Here is a 19,530-nt window from a genome sequence, read left to right as displayed (position 1 = left end):
TTACATATATAGAAAATGAGATAGAAATAACACATAATAGTATAACTATTTTTAGCATTGTATTAACTTTCGTGATTTTCTTTAATAATATTCGATATTATGAACTCTTGTGGATTAAAAAACCCTTCATGCCAGTTCATTTTACTATCCCAATAGCCTGGACACTTATCATAAGAACTTACATGAAAACCATAACTAATCTCGATAATTTTTGGATTTCCTTCTTGATCATACACAAAATCATAAGCCAATGACTGTGAATTTAATTTTTCACTAACCTCAAAAGCGATATTAATTAACTTTTCATCTATATCAAATCTCTCGTAACTAATTATACCACTACCGGAAGCTCTAAAATCATTCTCTCTAACGCTTCTTTTAATTGCAAAAGCTTTATCTCCTATAACAATGACTCGAGTGTCAAATTCATTACCCGGTAGAAACTCTTGAAAGTAAATATACCCTTTATCTCTAGGTCTAGAGTTCGAGTAATTTTTTCCAATAAATAATCGTACTAAACCTTTAAAAACAGCTGAAACACCTTCTTTACCACTCTTAAAATTCCCTAGCCTATATTTAAAATGGGTCATTCTGTCAAACTGAGAAAATCCTCTTCCAAAGGACTTTGAGATAAGTTTCTCAGCTTCATTTTTAGTTCTAACTAATTTTACATTAGCACTTCCAGAACCACCTCGTAATTTAAAAACCAACGGAAAATCAGCATCTTCTATCCATTCTATAGCGTCTTTTTTTGTATAAAATACATAACTAGGTACTAGAGGTGCTCCTATCGATTCAAGTAAATATTTTTGAGCTACTTTGTCATCAAAATGCCATGTCGTATTTATATTGGGGAATGTTTTTATCCCAGATAAACTTAGAGAGAATAACAATTCGTTAGCAAAGTTAGTATCTCGAGAGTCATCATTATTATGGTGCCACATAAAAACGTCTACTCCATTTAACTTTTTAACTATTCCATTGTCATATGCGTTAACTTCAATATAATTCAAGTTGTTTTTTTTACAATATTCAATCCAACGTTCAGAAAAACTACCAGCACGTTTATGAATTGCAATTAACATTTAAAACCTCCATTTTTCCTTTGATTTTTTTAGCATAAATCATAACAGTTAAGCCAAGCATACTTCTGGTAAGTGCAATCGTAATAGCAGCTCCAATATAGTCATATGCAAAAACTAATGGAAAAGAAATACAAAACCCGAAAGCCGAGACAAAGAATGTAATATTTCTTAAAAGCTTATCCCTACCAATAATTATTAAATAATTTGTACCATACACACTATTCATTGTTAGAAAAAATAGGGATATAGACATTATTTCTATAATAATTTTGGCTTCATAAAACTCTGATGTAAACAATATTCCGACAATAGCCTCAGCTAATAAATACAATGTTAAAGACAGTATAAAAGAAATTATCAAATTGATTTTTTCATATAATTCATGCCCATCAATCCTTCTAGATAAGTAAGGAAAGAAAACTCTAGATATCATATTAACAAAAATTTGCACAATATTAGGCACTTTCATTCCGGCATCTAATATACCATTAGAACTATTTCCACCATAAAATCCTAACAGAACATGAGAAAAACTGTTATATAGATTTGGCACTATATTATTTATAAATACATCTTTACTATCTGAGATGGACTTTATTACTCTTGAATATCGAGGCCTCAATATTTTCAACTTATATTTTCTAATAATTATTATCATTGAGAAAATCCCAACAAAAATATATCCAACTCCAAAAAATAATGGCTGGTAAATATAATCCTCTTTATTAGTTACAAATATAAAAATTAGTAAAGTAAAAATAACCTTAGATATAAATGAAAGATACGTAATATATTTCATATCTTCCACAGCTTGAAAAAACCACTCAGGAAATAGTATATTTCCAGGAATAACAAGGAATGTAAGTAGTAAGATTAACTTGTAATCAGAAAAGTAGCTCACAGTTTCTATCATCAGAAATAGAATCATAAACGATACTATAGCAAGTAAACACCGTGCCCATAATATGGATGAAAATATTTCTGACATTTTATTTACATCGTCTTTATTTCTTGCAATATCTCGCGCACCTGTAAAATTAAACCCCCAATCAGATATAGTTTGAAACCACACTATAATTGCAGCGGAAAATGCTATTTTACCAAACCCTTCAACACCTATAACTCTGGCTAGATAAGGGATTGTTATTAGTGGAAATATGTAGCTAACAACTCTTAAAAACAATAAATAACCAAAATTAGTGACTAAGCTTTTTCTATCTGAGTTAGAAATATGGTTACTCTTCAAAAATCGATTATTAACCTTCATGTTCTACAGTACCAACATACCATGGTAGTGCATATTTAAGACCTCTTTTTATAGAAAATTCCGGTCTGTATTCTAACTTGATCTCTGCCTTATTTATATTTGCTTGAGAATGCCTAACATCACCCGCACGAAAATCACGATATTTAGGCTCGGCTTCTACCTTTACACCATTCTTGTTTAATGCACTTTTAATTGCGTAGTACAGATCATTCAACGTAGTTCGGTCACCAACGGCGACGTTATAGACTTCGTCTTTTGCTCTTTCATCTGCAGTTGCCGCTAAGAGATTCATTTGCACTACATTGTCGATGTAACAAAAATCTCGGCTTGTTTCGCCATCACCATTAATGTAGACATCTTCACCATTGATCATTGCTGCCGTCCATTTTGGAATTACCGCAGCGTAAGCGCCATTTGGATCTTGTCTGCGACCAAACACATTGAAATAACGCAGGCCAATGGTCTTGAAACCGTAAGTGCGTGCATATACGCCGGCATACAACTCATTTACGTATTTCGTGACAGCATAAGGAGAAAGTGGGTTACCAATATTCTCTTCTACCTTTGGTAATGCTGGGTGGTCACCGTATGTTGAGCTGCTCGCAGCATAAGTAAAACTGCTTACCCCTTCTTCTTTGGCTGCATCCAACATATTTAAAAAGCCGGTGATATTCGCAGCGTTGGTCGTTAGTGGGTCAGCGATAGAGCGAGGCACAGAACCTAGTGCAGCTTGGTGTAATACGTAGTCAACACCTTTGACGGCTTTTGGGCATGTTTTTGGATCGCGGATGTCTCCTTCAATAAAAGTAAAACGATCCCACTGGGCTTCGCTGACTAAGCTTTTTACTTCATCTAAGTTGTGTTGATGGCCTGTCGCGAAGTTATCTAAACCCACAACGGTTTGATCAAGCTTAAGTAGTTGTTCAAGTAGGTTTGAGCCAATAAAGCCCGCAACCCCCGTTACTAACCATGTCTTTGGTGATTCAACTAGCTCTTGTTGGATTTGTTCGTATTTGGTCATTGTGGTTTCCGTGTGGGGAAGGTCTAGGGTCTAGGGTCTAGGGTCTAGGGTCTAGGGTCTAGGGTCTAGGGTCTAGGGTCTAGGGTCTAGGGTCTAGGAAACATAATCTCCCTTTTCTTCCCTAACAAAACCTTTCCGGATTTTAATCAAAGCGGCAATCATTGCTGCTATCTCTTTGCATTCTGCAACAATGAATAAGCCACTTTCTTTATCGATGTAACCTATATCGATGCCAATATAGGTTTGCGTAAGGAATTCACCTAACGAGCCTTTTGCGTAATAGAGAAACCTTGATTCTTCTTTCGCAGTTTCTCTTTCAAGACCTTCTGCGATATTAGAGGGAACAGATAAAGCTGATCGCGTTATTTGATCTTTAAAGCCATAATCTTGGCAATCTCGCATGAGTTTATAGACGTTACTCGCCAAACGTGATGAACGCTTCCAAACATCTAATTGCTCGAATTTCATGGCTCGACTCTGAGGTTATAGCTTCTAGGCCCTAGGACCTTCCTTACAAACGCATATCCACGCTTTCTTTGTCTAGAACGTATTTTAGGTCGTACAGTACGTGTTCAGCCTTGCCCAAAGCACGAATCTTTTCGACTCCCATTTCTTTAAATTCGTTGTGAGATACCGCCATGATGATCGCATCGTAATGGCCTTGCTTTTCTTTTTCGCAAAGTGTTAAGCCATATTCATGCTGCGCTTCATCATTTGAACACCAAGGGTCCATAACATCGACGTTGATGTTGTACTCTTTTAGATCAGAGATAATATCAACCACTTTGGTGTTGCGAAGGTCTGGGCAGTTTTCTTTAAATGTTAAACCCATAACGAGTACGTTCGCGCCTTCTACGTGAATACGTTTTTTCAGCATTTTTTTCACTAGCTGAGAAACAACGTATTGGCCCATGCCATCGTTTAAGCGACGACCTGCCAAAATCATTTCAGGGTGGTAGCCTACCGCTTGTGCTTTATGCGTTAGGTAGTAAGGGTCAACACCAATACAGTGGCCGCCTACCAGGCCTGGACGAAATGGTAAAAAGTTCCATTTAGTGCCTGCCGCTTCCAGTACTTCTAACGTATCGATACCAAGCTTGTTGAAGATGATTGAGAGCTCGTTGATTAATGCAATGTTTATATCACGCTGAGTATTTTCGATGACTTTTGCAGCTTCGGCTACTTTAATTGATGACGCTTTGTGTGTACCCGCAGTGATAATTGTTTTGTAAAGTTGGTCGACAAATTCCGCCACTTCCGGCGTTGAGCCACTGGTTACTTTAAGGATGTTGGTTACACGGTGCTCTTTATCACCTGGGTTGATTCGTTCTGGCGAGTAACCTGCGAAAAAGTCTTGGTTAAACTTAAGGCCAGATACACGCTCAACAACTGGAATGCAATCTTCTTCTGTTGCACCAGGGTATACGGTTGATTCATAAACGATGATATCGCCCTGATTTACTACTGTACCCAACGCTTCTGAAGCTTTAATAAGAGGCGTTAAATCCGGTTGTTTGTGTTCGTCAATTGGAGTAGGAACGGTAACAATGTAAACATTGCACTCTTTGAGTTGTTGAAGAGAGGAAGTGTAAGAAAGGTATTTTGCTTCTGCTAATTCATTATCGCTGCACTCTAATGTGCTATCGCGCCCGGCAGAGAGTTCATCAATACGTGACTGGTTAATATCAAAACCGATAGTTGGTGACTTTTTGCCAAATTCCACTGCAAGTGGTAAACCAACGTAACCTAAGCCAATGATGCCAACTCTGGCGTTTTCTAATGAAAAGTTCATTTTTAAATCCTAGCAAGTTTAGATTTTAGACCGCCCCTGGGCATGGTTAGGCAAACCAAGGGCGTAGATAGACGAAGGGCACTCAAGGCATCCTTGAGAAATTCTTGATACTTGTAAAAGTACGAGGTACGGCAGTTTTAATACACTTTCTTATTTTAACTCTTATCGTTTTTATCGCTCTGATAGCTGTAGTTGTAATACCCATAGCCATAGGTACTGCTGGCTTTCTTCTCGACTGCATTAAGAATAAAGCCTTTGACTTCGATACCGGCCATTTCAAAACGGTGGCGCGCAATATCAATCTCTTTGGCTGTGCTAACTTCAAAGCGTCCCACCATTAAGGTGGTACCCGCAAGAGAACCAACAATGCTTGGGTCAGTAACGGCTAATACGGGCGGCGTATCGATAAGCACTAAGTCATAGTGCTCGGATGCCCAGGTTAAAAGCTCACTGAATCTTGGGTGCATCAGAAGCTCTGAGGGGTTTGGCGGTACAATACCACGGGTGATCATATCCAGTTTATCGACGCCTGTGGGCTTAATCACTTGCTCGGCGGTTGCATTACCCACCAGCAGATCAGACAGGCCATTCTCATATTGCAAACCAAAGTGGCGCTGTAAATAACCTTTACGCATATCGGCATCGACAATCAGCACTTTTTGACCTGCTTTGGCAATCACACCACCTAAATTAGCGGTCACAAACGACTTACCTATGCTGGGTGAAGGGCCTGTGATCATCACAATATTATTTTTCGCTTCCAGCATGGCAAAGTGCATGCTGGTACGTAGGCCACGCAATGCCTCGATCGACAAGTCGGCCGGGTTTGACTCGGCAAGCAAGGTATCTTTAATCGTAATGTTAGAACGGTTTTTAATCCGTTTGAGTTTATTCTCAAGCTGATTCTGCCAGCTTGATAAAGGAATGCTGGCGTAAACAGGAATGCCTAGCTCTTCAATTTGATCTGGGTTTTCGACCCCTTTGTGAAAGGCTTTATTGACCAAGACGAGGGCCACGGCAACCATTCCACCGAGTAACACTGCAAGCACTAGGATTAAGGGCTTTTTCGGTTTAACTGCATTTGTATAGGCCTGAGCTTCATCGAGTATACGCACATTACCCACAGTACCCGCTTTAATAATGCTCAACTCCTGCACTTTATTTAGCAGTTGAATATAAATTTGCTGGTTCACTTCAACATCACGCGTCATACGCAGCACTTCGCGCTGAGTTTTTGGCAGCTTTTGAATTTGTTTGTTTAAACGTTCTTTTTCGTTTAACAGGGTTACACGTTTATCGAGTAAAGATTTGTAAGCTGGGTGGTCTTTGGTAAATCGCTGGTTAATGTCACTCTCTTTGAATGTCAGTTCATTCAGCTGCGCTTCAAGCTCAACCATCACTTTCAGCGTCGACTGCGCTTCTAAGCCTAAGTCAACCGATTCATTCACCTGACGATATTGATTAAGCACGTCTTCTGCTGTTGTTAAGCTGTTCTTGATGTCAGGCAAACGCTCTTTCAGAAAAACCAGACTTTTTTCTGCTTCGGCCGATTGTCGTTCTACATTCTGCAGAAAGTACGTTTGGCTAATGTGATTGAGAATATCAGTGATCTGGCTAGGGTCTTCACCCATAAAACTCAGTTGTAATATCCCCGTTTGCTTACCACGCTCGCTAATTGACAGGCTTCCCTTAAGCCACTCAATCGCGTCCAAACGGCTACGTTTAGCAATATTAAATTGTTGACCATTCTCTGCATGAATTGCAGTAATAAATAGTTCATAGCCGTTGTTCTTAGCTAACGTACCGGCTTCGCCTACCAAAACAACTTTGTCATCTTCACTAAGTAACTGATAAGTTTGCTTCTTAGAATCTACCACCACTAAACGATGCTTTACGCCCATTGCAAAATCAGGCATTACAAAACGGCTGACCACAATCTGATTAACTTCACCCGATAAACGCGCCAAGCCTTTGCCGACAAAAGGGATATAGTCAGGTGTAACGACAGTGGTTAAGTTAAATTTATCAACCGTATCACCTAAGATCATGCGCGATTTGATGATCTCAATCTCAGTTGTAGCAGAAGATTCTTGGGAGAAAATTTCCCCCATGTCTCCAACTAGAGAGCCAATCCCGCCAGAGTTTTTTGACTCAATCTGCAGTAGCGCATCAGCTTTGTAAACCGGCGTTGCGAGCAACGCATAAGCCGCGCCAAATATGGCAAATAACAGGGTAAGACAAATAATAAACCAGCGCGCATCGAGCAAGGTGCCCACGAATTTACTGAGTTCGATAACATCTGGTACTTGAGGCTGACGGCTATTGGTCATTGTGATGTTTTTGATACTGCTCATTGTCACCTAGGTTTCCTAAATAATTTATCTGATACGCGGCGTTGAAAAATTACTGTCTTTACAGCTAAAACACCTTTAAGCCAATTTAACTGCCCAGGCCTCGGCAGCGGCATCGATTAGGCTGTATACATGCTCAAAGGCTTCTTTACTTTGCCGGTATGGATCGGGAATATCTTGCAAGCCACTTTCAGTATTTAACCAGCGCCCCAGCAGCATGGTTTTGCCGCGCGCTTCAGGGGCCAGTTTAGTCACCGCGTTGATGTGTCCTTGCTCCATCACTAAAATGAGATCGGCCTGGTGACATAAGTCTGCGGTCAGTTGCCTGGCCCTATGGGCTTGTAAATCAAGTCCATGCTGCGCCGCAACTTCTGTGGCTGTGCTATCCGCCCCTTTGTCCACCAGCGCACTGATGCCAGCTGATGAAACCTGCTTATTTGGCAGTAAGGCTTTGAGCCTATATTCCGCCGTTGGCGAACGGCAGATATTGCCGACACAGACCACTAAAATCTTTTCAAACATGCCTTAGCTAACTCCTTTACCTAACTCCCTTACCAAGCCCGAACTCGTGTAATGGTCTCGGTGATATTGCTGACCCCCGCGATAGTCGGTACTAACTGACGCACCACTCTGTCCCAACGGCTGATAGGCGCGGCGGTGACATAGACTATGTCATAGGGCTGGATTTCAAAATCTGTCCCCAAAATCATCGACGTAGGATCTGTCATATCGAGCTGATAGACGTTTGCTAGCGTGTCACTATCATCGTGGTTACTACGGATAACAAACACACCTGTGGCATTGGCTGTCAGCTGGTTCAAACCGCCCGCTTCGCTTAAGGCTTCGGTTAGGCTCATGCCGGCGCGATCAATTTTTACTGTCTTAGGCTGCAGCACTTCACCCATGACAAACACTTTTTGACCATCATTGCGCGGCACATGCACTATGTCGCCACTCTGCAACAAACGGTTTTGAGTTAAGTCACCCTTTTGCATTAAGGCATAGAGGGAGATGATTTCATCTTTGCCATTGCGAGATAACACCACATTGCGCCAGTCGGCATCGGCCTGCAAACCGCCCGCCTGATTAATGGCATCCAGCAAGGTTAGTGGCACGTTGGTGATCGCCTGACTGCCAGGCTTAAGCACTTCGCCTGTGATATAGGTTTTCTGAGAACGGAAATTGGCGACGTTGACATCGACCTGAGGACTTTCGATAAATTTGGCTAAGCGGCTGGCCATCTCTTGACGAATTTCGCCCACAGACTTACCTGCGACATGCACAAAACCAATATATGGATAGAAGATTTGCCCATCGGCACGCACCCAGTTACCTGAGTCTGCGGCACTACGGTAAGAACCGGCAGGAATGGTTAGCTCTGGATGATCCCAGATGGTGACATTGAGGATATCGGCTGCGCCGACAAAATATTCGTACTGAGCGATTTGCGCATCTAGCGCAGGATTAGATAAGGCATTTGGCTCGGGAGACGCCATCTCTCGCAGTAGCTGAGGTGTCAGCCCATAAACAGCGACATTGCTTTGTTGATTATCGACCTGCTCCTGGTTTTTAAGTTCGCTTCCGCCATCAAAATGCTGGCCCGGAAGTACGCAACCTGAGAGAGAAAAAAGCATGATAAAAGGAAGGAGAAACTTACTTTTTTTATTAGTTATCTTCATGTTAGCGATTATTTTAATGTGAAATGACAACAAAAAACCATTCAGCACCCCCGGAACAAACAAGATGATTAACATCAGTTCACAGGAGCTACGAACCAGACACAGGCTACCCAAGATGAATGTTGGCTAACTAGCAATACTGGTTGAATAAAAATTAGGTTTAAAAATTTTCGGCGAATTCTATCAGCAAATCGTTCGCAAGAGTGAACAATTTCCTTATAAGCTAGAGAGATAAAATGATTTTATGTTGGATTTTTGACACGCTACCGCCCATCGACAATGGATTAGCCGCACTTCGAAAAAAACAAATTATTAACATCCAACTCAAGATGTCAGCAGCGATTGATTAATTCGAAAATGGTAACCGTCAAAAATTTGATGCGCTCGAATCAAGAATCCCTTCTGAACAGCTCGAACACCATAGGTAAGCAAATCCTTAATTAATCAAACAAATAAAAAATTGAAAAACACAGCTTAAGATGTAAAGCGTCAATTTTTTATAGCACTTGACAAATTGCAGCAGGGATATTAAGGCCATTTTGTTTGTATGACAAACTGTTTTTTACAATGTTAGTTATTCGTCAAAAAATTAACGGCGGTCAACCCCAGCGAAAACAAGATTAAACACCAATTTAACTCTGTGTTTTTAATTGATATAAAATTTTTGTTCGCTATAGAGAATGACCTTTTTGTGTAATTCTTACCCTATATAAGGAAAGTCTAATAGCTTGTTTTATGAGCACTTCAGTGAAAGAAGCGAGGTTCGGGGTGCGAGGAACAAAAGCGGTAAGCGGTAAGCGGTAAGCGGTAAGCAAAAGCTGGGTTCGGGGTTCGGGGTTCGGGGTTCGGGGTTCGGGGTTCGGGGTTCGGGGTTCGGGGTTCGGGGTTCGGGGAAAACGTAAAAATGCAGACAGTAAAAAACCACCTTGCGGTGGTTTTTTACGGTTAGCAAATATTTACTTCATCTGCCTATACCAGTTTCATCTCTTGGATGTATTCGGCTGCGATCTCTTCTCTGGTAACACTAGGTTTGGCATGTAGATCGGCTTTTAACTGGCCTTTACGATGTTTTAACGCGGCATCCAGTTTTTTAGCAGCTGTGCTGATGGCTGGATACATCACCTCGTCACTGCCTGAGGTTGAAATTCGGCCCCCTTCATAATTGGTTCTGAGCTCAACTTCAAACTCACCATGCTCTTTGGCTATGATGATGTCGAGCGAGATAAGGCTTGGGAAGTGTGTGGCGATTTTGGAAAACTTTTGAGTGACGTCCTCTCTGATTGAGTCTGTGATATCTACGTGATGACCGGAAAGATTTATTTTCATAGGTTTTCCTTTTTCTTAATGACTTCAATAAAGAACTTGGGGCAGATTGTAGAAAAACAAGGAGTGATACCCACTTTTTCTTGTGCCTTTTAAGCTTGGGTCAAAATCCGTTAAAAATCTATCTTGCCCCTGTTCATATCTACGCTTGGTTTGAGTTAAAGGCAAGCAGTCTTAACAAATGTTAATCGAGTTTCGAGGTGCGAGGTGCGAGGTGCGAGGTGCGAGGTGCGAGGTGCGAGGTGCGAGGTGCGAGGAAGCGAGGAGCGAGGAAGCGAGGAAGCGAGGAAGCGAGGAAGCGAGGGGCGGGGATAAAATGAAGGCTATCGATCTGGGAACTGAGTGATCAATAGCCTTCGAAACTCACATTACAATAAAAAACTAAAATAAGCTTAAGAAATTAAAACCATATTAATTCACACTAGTTAATATCTTTTGCCATTCCCGATGCAGGCATAGGCTGTGCCTTAAATGGTTTGACAGGGGATTTTTCCAGCTCGGCTTTTAAGTAACCTATCGCTTTTTCAAGCTGTGCATCTTGACCCTTAAAGGTCGCCAGCGGCAGGTTGTCCACTTCGATATCCGGGCTTATTCCACGCCCCTCGACTATCCAGCGGCCATCCATTGCGTATTGTGGATATTCGGCCACCCGCGCCATGCCTTTATCTGTCAGAGAATTACGTCCCGATAACCAGACCCCGGCCCCGGCCGTTTGCTTGCCGATGAGCGGCGCGATCCCTAAGGCTTTAATTCCCGCTGAGAATGTCTCGCCATCTGAGTAGGTGAGCTGATCGGTCAGCACGGCAATGTGACCACGGAAACTCTGCTGCATATTGGGGTAAGCATCGCCCTGTGTTGGCTGCCAGAACATCCAGGTACGGCGCAGCAGTTTTTCGATGATCCAGCTGTCGATATTGCCACCACGATTTCGGCGCACATCTATGATCAGACCTTTCTTATTGATGTTGGCATAGAACTCACGAGCAAAGCTGGCGATGTCCCCTGCCCCCATAGCGTAAAGGTGTAAATAACCAATATCGCCATCACTGCCCTGAGTGACTTGGCTGGCATTATGGTTAACCCAGTCCAGATAACGCAGGCTAGCGTTGCTGCGATTATTCACAGGCACCACTATGGTCTTATGGGTTTTACTGCCGCGCTTTAAGGTTAAAAGCACCTGCTTATCGGCTTGATTTCGCAGATGATGCGCCACATCGGCGACACTGTTAACCGTTTTACCATTGATAGCAGTGATAATGTCGCCTATTTTGGCATCGACATCTACACGCCCCAGGGGCGATGCTTGACTCGGCAGTTCGGCATCATTCTGATAAATATGAGCAATTTTCACCCCTTGCTTAGTCTGCTCCAGTCGAGCCCCTAAGTTAGCGGCAAGGGGCAGATTGGGGTTAGTCGGCAGATCGCCGCCGCGCACCTGAGAATGCAAGGCATCGAGCTCACCCATCATCTGCTTAAAGATATCGTTAAGCTCGTGTCTGTCGGTCAAGCGCAACAGCAGAGGTTGATATTTAGCCTTAGTTGCCTGCCAGTCCAGGCCGCGCATCTTTTTGTCGAAGAAGGAGTCACGGTGCATTAACCAGGCATCTTCAAACATCTGTTGCCATTCGAGCCGTGGCGAGATAGCCAGTTGCCACTGCTGGGTTTGCACCTTAGCCTGACTCACATCCGCAGGCATGGCATCGCCGGCCGGCACAATCAACATCTCTTTGCCTTCATCGCTGGCCTTGCGTAGCAGCAATTTGCTGCCATCGGCTGATAAGCCATAATCGCCCACATCCTCGCTGAAGGTGTCGAGCTTAGGATTGAGAGGATTAAATTTTATCAACTTAAGCGCCGGATGACTGCCTGGGGTAATGGAGCTGGCCAACAGATACAGGCCATTTTCAGTCACCTTGAGGCGATTGTAATTACCCGCTGCGACAGGCACTTGCCACAAACGCTGTTGCAGGCCAGTCCAGTCAATTTTGACCTCGGCATCGGCATCGGCTTGCTCAATCTTGGCGGTTAACTCATTGGGCTTAGCAAAGGGGAACTGGGCATCGCCCCTTAAGGCTAAGGCAAAGATCTGGCTGCGATTATCAAACACAGGGCCAAGATTCCTGTCTCCCCAAGGGGAATTTGGCGTGGCATTAAACGCGCGGTTAGAGATGAAATAGAGCCACTGACCATCCGGGCTGAATGCGGGTGAAAAGGACTCATATTTATCGCTGGTTAGGCTCTGGGCTTTTTCCTCATGCACCGAGTAGAGCACAATTTGCGGCCGTTGCTGGCCTATCTCATTTTTGGTGACAGCAATAAAACTGCTGTCTTTCGACCAAACCACATCCGTATAAGGCCCAAGCCCCTGACCTTGGGTGATGATCTTACGGTTCTTGCCTTTGCCTATATCTAACAGCCAGAGGTTGCCCTCATAGTCATCATGGGCCAGATAGCGACCATCGGGTGACAAATGCAGCCCCATACGCATGCTGCCACCGTCGGTGGTTAACTGTTTAGCATCCTCGCGGCCATCGGCGGCGTAGCGCCAGATCTCCTGCTCGCCGCTGGCATCGCTGATGGCATAAACCCACTTACCATTGGGGCTCATTACGGCGTCGCGCACCCTGTGTTTGCCATCTAGGGCAAGCTCGACCAGACGTGAGCCATCGATACCGGCAATGGCCACATGGCTGCGGGCGGTGATCACCACTTTATCGCCCGATGGTGCAAGATGCGCAGAAGTGGCATATTTCATCGGATCGGTCACCCAGTGCTCGCGGCGCGAGCTGAAGTCTGAAGTCAGATGAATCGCTAAGGTTTTGGTCTGATTAGCGGCAATATCATAGAGCTTGATATCCGCGCCCTGCTGGAACACGATGCGCCCCTTGTCGATACGGGCGCCGCGCACCTGCCAGTCACTAAATTGCGTCAGCTGACGAATATCCTTGCCATTGAGATCCATGGACCAGATGTTGTCGTTGCCGCTGGCATCGCTGATAAAATAGAGCCTGTCCTGATACAACATGGGCTGACGTACAGAACCTGAATGATCGCCCGTGAGCAATACCGCTTCCTTGTCGCTGCCTAAGTTGTAGCGCCACAGCTCCCCTTTAGCACCGCCGCGATAGACCTTGGCATTATCACCCGTGGTCTGCAAGCCAAAGCGGGTGAAGAACACGGTTTTACCTGCATCGTCGATCGCCCCTTCGATGGCATCGGCCAGGGGGTAATCTGTGGTGGTTAAAGTTTCAGGTTCGACACTGCGAAGCACCCAGTAATTGGCGGGACCAAAGGCATTGTCTGTGGCATAGAGTATCTGACCGTCCGGCGTCCAGCCCTGCACTCGCACCTGACTGTTCTCGAAACTGACCCGCTTGGCCACACCGCCCTGAATAGGAATGACATAGACCTCACTTGCCCCTTCATAATTAGCGACATAAGCCACCCACTTACCATCTTTCGATATGGCGGCGCCCATCTCTTCGGCAGGCAGGCTGGTCAGTCGGCGGGCAGAATCATCATCCAGTGATTGTGTCCAGAGATCTCCTTCGGCGGTAAACACCAGAGTATTGTCTTGAATCGCCGGGGCGCGATAGTAACCCTGATTATCGAAAACAGCCGCTGTGGCGTGAGCAGAATCGGCAAGCAGTGATGAAGATTGGAGTGTGCCTAGCGCAAGCACACAACTGGCAAATATACGACTGAGTTTCATATTGATCCCAAATAATTTGATTGCTTCCATTTTATAAGGGTCTCAAACTAACAAAACTTTTAGGTCAGCGTCATCTCTTTCTCATCAAATATCAATGAGAAAATGTAACAAACATGCACTAACACATTTACTTGGCAAGCTCGATAGCCTCACTCAAGTCGCGCCACTCTTGATGTTGAGGATGGTCCTTGTCGGCCAGCTGAGGCCGCTCTTGGTTGATCCGCTCAAGCAGCTTACTTGCCTCCTGCCACTGCTGACTATTGACCAATTGGCTCAGATGATAAAGCGCCTGCTTATCGGACATTGTTAGCTTAGGTACGGTTTTATCGGACTGTGGCGCCTGCTCTAACTGCATGGGCTCTGTCTGCGCTTGTTTTGCCTTCATCTGTTCTGTCGGTATTGGTTCTGACGGCATGAGCTCAGCCTGTATTTGCTCCGTCTGTATAGATAGGGCCTGCGCGGGTTGCTCACCCTCTTTTTGCTCTCCTGCCCCTTCAACTGGACTGGTCTGGATGGGCTGAGACGAAAGTAGACGCGCAGGTTTAGCCGCCATAGGCAGAGGCGATGGGATATCGTCAGTTTGCTGATTTACCAATAACAATGAAACCAGTAATACGGCCGATGCCGCCGAGGAGAGGGTCCAGCGATATTTGCGCCAAAAGACCACTTTTTGCGGCGAGACTGACATCTTCGCGTCCTTCGTTTTACTGGATTCGCTATGAGCCTTGGCCCGGGCCAATATCTGCTTATCCAGCGCCGAGCCTGGCTCCTCATTTGCCTGGGCCTGATAGAGCTGTTTTAGCTCCTTATTCCAGCTTTGATCCTCCAAGCGGGGATCGCCATTTGGGGTTTGCTTATCTTTTTCCATCTTATTGCTCCTGCCACTTTTGTTGAACGCAGGTTTTAAGGGATTGATTGGCGTAACGCAGGCGGCTCTTGGTGGCTTCGAGCCCGGCATCGACTATCTCGGCTATCACAGCAGCGGTCAGCCCAAGCTCGATACTGAGCAGAAAAGCCTCTTTCTGCACCTGAGGCAGTAGAGTGATGCAATGGGTCAGCAGGCTGCTTTTCGCCTGTTTTTCAGACGCGGCCTCGACTTCACTTTGCGACCGCTGTACTTGCAGTTCATCGAGATTTTCAACACTCTCTACCGGCTTTAAGGCGCGCACATGATCGATTAACAGGTTATGGGCTATGGTATAGAGCCAGGTGGTAAATTTGGCACTGTTTTGGTAGCTGGCCGCCGCTTTAATTACCCGCCCCCAGGTATCCTGGTACAGATCTTCAGCCAACTGCTTATCCTGGATCTGCCGAACAAAATAGCGATAGAGCGGGCCCTTGTGTTTCAAATACAGGCGTTCAAATGCCTTATGATCACCGCCTGCATAGCGCTGCATTAAGACTTGATCGCTCACTTCACTATCGACTGGCTGTACTTGGCTGCTCAACGCAGACTCCTGTTTAGTATCCGCTTTTTATAACATAAGAGTCTGCACCGCCGCAGAGGATTTGTCTATTTAAACACAGCTACGAGCTACGGGCTATGAGTTGCGGGTTGCGGGCTGCGGGCTGCGAGCTGCGGGCTGCGAGTTGCGGGCTACGAGCGACGGGGTGTGGGGTGCGAGTAAAGTAAAGAAATAAACAGGAAGAGGTAAAAAGGCTTTGAAACCAAGCCTGTTAAGACAAAAAAACGCCGCGATTTTATTCAATCGCGGCGCATTATGCTTGCTCGGCTAATGCTTGTTCGTTGTGCCTGTGCGCCTACTGGAGCGATGGCGAGAACGAGGCTAGCGTATATTAAACGTTAGCGAGTTTAGCTTGTAGTTTTGCATCTTTAGCTTGAACCGCTTCGGCAGACGCCGCGCGCTCAGCTTTAACTGCTGCAGCCAGCTCATCATCACCAACGGCCAGCATCTGTGCAGCTAGGTAACCTGCGTTCTTCGCGCCTGCACTACCGATTGCAACGGTAGCAACAGGTACGCCGCCTGGCATCATTACAGTCGATAACAGAGCATCGTGACCTTGCAGTGGGCCGTTATCAATTGGCACACCGATAACTGGACGAGTCGTGATACCCGCAACAGCACCCGCTAAGTGAGCAGCCAGACCCGCTGCACAGATAAAGACTTTACAGCCACGTGCTTCGGCATCGGTAACATAGGCGTGAGTAGCGGCTGGAGTACGGTGTGCTGAAGTCACTTTCGCTTCAAATTGGATACCGAAGCTTTTTAAAACATCTAATGTCGACTGCATAGTTGGCAAGTCTGAATCAGAACCCATTAATACTGCAACAAATGGTTTAGTCATCTTTTATCCTTATTTGTAGGGTGGGGCTGGGGGTGTTACTCATTATTGGCGCGCATTATAGACATTTTTTTAGAATGTGAACAGTGTCACATTACTAGCAATTCAAAAATAACGGCAAAATTTAAAATTTCCCTGTTTAATCAATATATTCAACTAATACCTAAACAAAAACAGAGACCTAAGCAAAAACAGAGGTCTAGGCAAAAAACAGACGCCATAACCAGGAGGAGTCTAAATCTTCCTGACAGGTCTTATATTGGGCGGCGTAACGGCGCGAGCGTTGATCGACCTTGTCGGCGACCCTTACCAGCCAGGCTTTTTTCAGATAGCTTTTACGCTTATAGCCGCCCCAGCCTTCGTGGTAATTCAGGTATTGATTTCTGGCATCCCATTTAGAAACGCCATTGAGTTTATGGGTTTTGTAGATAAACCAGCCCATGAAATCCATGGCATCGTCAAAATCACTCCGGCTCGACCAGGAGTTGCCGGTTTCGCGCACATAATCATCCCAGGTCATGGTTTTCGCCTGGGCATAACCATAGGCATCACTCGCCCTGCCGATGGGAATAAAACCTAAGAAATATTGCATCGGCGGCGCGGCATTGTGCTTAAAGGAGCTCTCCTGATACATCATGGCCAGCGGCACATGCACAGGCACACCCCACTTCTCGCGCGCATCTTTGGCCGCCTCATACCAGTCGCGATTTTCTTGATAGATGGCACATAGGCTCTCTGGATTTTTGGGAGGGGGAGTGGCACAGCCACCGAGGAGCAGAATTATCAGCGCAGACAGAATGCTGAGGTGCCATTTCATAAAAAAAATTACCAAATCGAGAAGCGAATTAATGCCTTAGTGTCACATCGAATCCGACCTGACGCAATGCCTTTAGGGCAATTGTGGCGCCAGTTCACATTCATGAAACGCCTGTTGCCAGATCACAGGTTGCCAGTAATCCGTCTCTAAGCCGCGATAGATTTTATCCTGATTAAATTTGGCTGCGAAATGATATTGTTGACCGGCTTCAACCTGGATAACCAGAACCTTAGTCTTGCGGGCCGCCAGTTTTACCTCCAGGGTTTCTGAATCGATCAGTTCTGCCAGGGTAAATTCATACTTGCCCGGTGGCAGCTGATAATTGGGGCGCGAGATCACGGGCGTACCATCGAGGTGGGTGACCACAGCGCGATACAGCCCCTGCGACCTGTCTGGCTCCAGATAACCCGATACAGTGCCACAATGCATCTCATCGGGCGAAGTCGCGCAGCCGGACAGGAGCGTAAACAGACTTAACCAAGCAAGGAGGGATTTCATCCGACCTGCTCGGCAACAGTCTGGGTGTCGGCGAAATAATCGGCCAGGTACTGCTCAAAACTCACGCTATTGCTCGCCTCTAATTGCGCCTGCTGCTGCAAAGACTCCTCTGCCGCCCCCCTAAAGGCCTGTTCGATCTCAGGGCTTAAGCTGTATTCCCTAAGCAGCTGGGTATAACGCAAAGATAAGTTTTTCACCCAAGCATTATGATCTTCTCCCTCGACCACCAGCTGATTTAATACTCTGCCGGAGAGGGTTTTGCCAGGATCTGCCACAGCCTGATGCCAATAGGTCAGCGCCTGCTGATAATGCTGATTCTCATCCTCAGCATCGAGGAATTCTGCCAGTGTCGCCAATTCGGTAAACAGATCATTGAGCCAGGTTTTAATATCCACCGACTGGCCGCTGCGATTGAGCTGCAAACCGGGTCTGCGCCCTTCTATGATGACTGAATTAAGGTTCTTGGCGATTGCCTGTTCCTCTCTTGCATCTGACTTGGGCGATGGCGTTAGCAGACAGTGGAGCAAGAAGAGATCGAGAAAACGTATCTGTGATGCTTCGATCCCCACAGCCGAGAATGGATTCACATCCAAGGCGCGCACTTCTATGTACTCGACCCCGGCTCTGGCAAGGGCCTGTGAAGGTTTCTCGCCCGGTTTGGTCACGCGTTTGGCGCGAATAGGCGCGTAAAACTCGTTTTCAATCTGCAGCACATTGGCGTTGAGCTGACGGTATTCACCCTCGACCTTAACCCCGATAGCCGCAAACTGAGATGATGGCATCTTAATGGCGGCATTGACCCCATCTAAGTATTCAGCCAGGGAGTTATAGCTGATGTTTAAGCGCTCCTGTTCCTTATTGGTGTAGCCTAAATCGCTCATGCGAAGGGACGTTGCATAGGGCAGATAGAGAGTGCCTTTACCCAGCTTTTCGAAAGGTAAGTTGGTTTCTCTGCCCTTGATAAACGAGCCGCACAGTGCAGGCGATGCGCCAAAGAGATAGGGAAGCACCCAGACCAGACGGCGATAATTACGGATAAGACCAAAATAGCCTTCGGAAACAAAATCGCAGCGCGTCTGGGACTTGTCGGAAGCCTGATAGAGGCGATCCCATAGAGCATCCGAGACAGAAAAATTAAAATGCACCCCGGAGATGATCTGCATCTGGGCGCCGTAACGATAGGTTAAGCCTTTACGGTATAAGTGCTTCATTTGCCCTGTGTTAGAGCTGCCATAATCGGCGATGGGGATATCTTTCACATCGCCCACATAACATGGCATGCTAACAGGCCACAGCTGCTGGGAACCTAAATTTTGTATCGTAAAGGCATGGATCTGAGTCAGGTCTGTGAGTAAATCGTCGATATCCTGATGAACCGGTGTAATGAACTCCAGCAATGATTCACTGTAATCTGTGGTAATTCGGGAGTGGGTCAAGGCCGAGCCAAGACTCTTAGGGTGGGCGTCCATCGCCAGCTGACCCGACGGCTCAGTTCGCAGCGCCTCACGTTCAATGCCCCTGTACATTCCTTTAAGTGCATTTCGTCCCTGCTCATCACTGAGTAAGCTAATAACTTCATTGAAAGAGTTCAATATCTTGGTCTCTCATTACATAGATGGCATCTGCAGGCTCGGCCCACAAACAGGTTTCCTGTCACCACAAAATAGCCGCTGGGCCGGAT

General features: G+C 45.5%; 16 protein-coding genes. All 16 read right to left on the bottom strand.

The features are described 5' to 3' along the window. Positions 1-62 precede the first annotated feature (62 nt). Positions 63-1,085, bottom strand: a complete 1,023-nt coding sequence (locus tag LZP69_RS08310; RefSeq protein ID WP_234199794.1) for an ATP-grasp domain-containing protein — start codon at positions 1,083-1,085, stop codon at positions 63-65. Then, complete coding sequence (locus tag LZP69_RS08305) at positions 1,066-2,352, bottom strand: flippase (protein ID WP_234199793.1); 1,287 nt, start codon at positions 2,350-2,352, stop codon at positions 1,066-1,068. The genes LZP69_RS08310 and LZP69_RS08305 overlap by 20 nt, the downstream gene beginning before the upstream one ends. Continuing rightward, the gene (locus LZP69_RS08300; RefSeq protein ID WP_234199792.1) at positions 2,342-3,373 is read right to left on the bottom strand and encodes an NAD-dependent epimerase/dehydratase family protein; all 1,032 of its coding nucleotides are present in this window, start codon (positions 3,371-3,373) and stop codon (positions 2,342-2,344) included. The genes LZP69_RS08305 and LZP69_RS08300 overlap by 11 nt, the downstream gene beginning before the upstream one ends. Before the next feature lie 93 nt (positions 3,374-3,466). Next, positions 3,467-3,841 carry a four helix bundle protein gene (locus tag LZP69_RS08295; protein WP_234199791.1) on the bottom strand — a complete coding sequence of 125 codons (375 nt, stop codon included), beginning with the start codon at positions 3,839-3,841 and terminating at the stop codon, positions 3,467-3,469. 43 nt (positions 3,842-3,884) lie between these two features. Beyond that, complete coding sequence (gene tviB, locus LZP69_RS08290; protein ID WP_234199789.1) at positions 3,885-5,165, bottom strand: Vi polysaccharide biosynthesis UDP-N-acetylglucosamine C-6 dehydrogenase TviB; 1,281 nt, start codon at positions 5,163-5,165, stop codon at positions 3,885-3,887. A 155-nt stretch (positions 5,166-5,320) separates the two neighbouring features. Further along, a complete protein-coding gene (locus LZP69_RS08285; RefSeq protein WP_234199787.1) occupies positions 5,321-7,519 on the bottom strand; it encodes a polysaccharide biosynthesis tyrosine autokinase in 2,199 nt (732 codons plus the stop codon). 75 nt (positions 7,520-7,594) lie between these two features. Beyond that, positions 7,595-8,038, bottom strand: a complete 444-nt coding sequence (locus LZP69_RS08280; RefSeq protein WP_234199786.1) for a low molecular weight protein-tyrosine-phosphatase — start codon at positions 8,036-8,038, stop codon at positions 7,595-7,597. Between the two features lie 29 nt (positions 8,039-8,067). Beyond that, on the bottom strand, positions 8,068-9,195 hold the full coding sequence (locus LZP69_RS08275; RefSeq protein WP_234199785.1) for a polysaccharide export protein: 1,128 nt from the start codon (positions 9,193-9,195) through the stop codon (positions 8,068-8,070). Between the two features lie 969 nt (positions 9,196-10,164). Beyond that, positions 10,165-10,521 (bottom strand): ribosome hibernation-promoting factor, HPF/YfiA family, encoded by a 357-nt coding sequence (hpf, locus tag LZP69_RS08270; protein ID WP_234199784.1) that lies wholly within the window; start codon positions 10,519-10,521, stop codon positions 10,165-10,167. Between the two features lie 418 nt (positions 10,522-10,939). Further along, the gene (locus LZP69_RS08265) at positions 10,940-14,230 is read right to left on the bottom strand and encodes a S41 family peptidase (RefSeq protein WP_234199783.1); all 3,291 of its coding nucleotides are present in this window, start codon (positions 14,228-14,230) and stop codon (positions 10,940-10,942) included. 127 nt (positions 14,231-14,357) lie between these two features. After that, positions 14,358-15,098: a hypothetical protein gene (locus LZP69_RS08260; protein WP_234199782.1), complete on the bottom strand. Its 741-nt coding sequence runs from the start codon at positions 15,096-15,098 to the stop codon at positions 14,358-14,360. Between the two features lies 1 nt (position 15,099). Then, positions 15,100-15,627 (bottom strand): sigma-70 family RNA polymerase sigma factor, encoded by a 528-nt coding sequence (locus tag LZP69_RS08255; protein ID WP_234199909.1) that lies wholly within the window; start codon positions 15,625-15,627, stop codon positions 15,100-15,102. 400 nt (positions 15,628-16,027) lie between these two features. Further along, on the bottom strand, positions 16,028-16,537 hold the full coding sequence (gene purE / locus LZP69_RS08250) for a 5-(carboxyamino)imidazole ribonucleotide mutase (RefSeq protein WP_234199780.1): 510 nt from the start codon (positions 16,535-16,537) through the stop codon (positions 16,028-16,030). A gap of 196 nt (positions 16,538-16,733) precedes the next feature. Next, positions 16,734-17,351, bottom strand: a complete 618-nt coding sequence (locus LZP69_RS08245; RefSeq protein ID WP_234199779.1) for a transglycosylase SLT domain-containing protein — start codon at positions 17,349-17,351, stop codon at positions 16,734-16,736. Between the two features lie 72 nt (positions 17,352-17,423). Beyond that, entirely contained in the window at positions 17,424-17,849 is a 426-nt protein-coding gene (locus tag LZP69_RS08240; protein WP_234199778.1) for a hypothetical protein, read from the bottom strand. Next, on the bottom strand, positions 17,846-19,444 hold the full coding sequence (gene gshA / locus LZP69_RS08235; RefSeq protein ID WP_234199908.1) for a glutamate--cysteine ligase: 1,599 nt from the start codon (positions 19,442-19,444) through the stop codon (positions 17,846-17,848). Before gshA ends, LZP69_RS08240 begins: the two co-directional genes overlap by 4 nt. Positions 19,445-19,530 lie beyond the last annotated feature (86 nt).

This window comes from Shewanella sp. AS1 (genome assembly GCF_021412565.1).
Lineage (GTDB): Bacteria > Pseudomonadota > Gammaproteobacteria > Enterobacterales > Shewanellaceae > Shewanella.
Note: the sequence above shows the minus strand (reverse complement) of the source record. Positions and strands in the feature narration are given on the sequence as shown.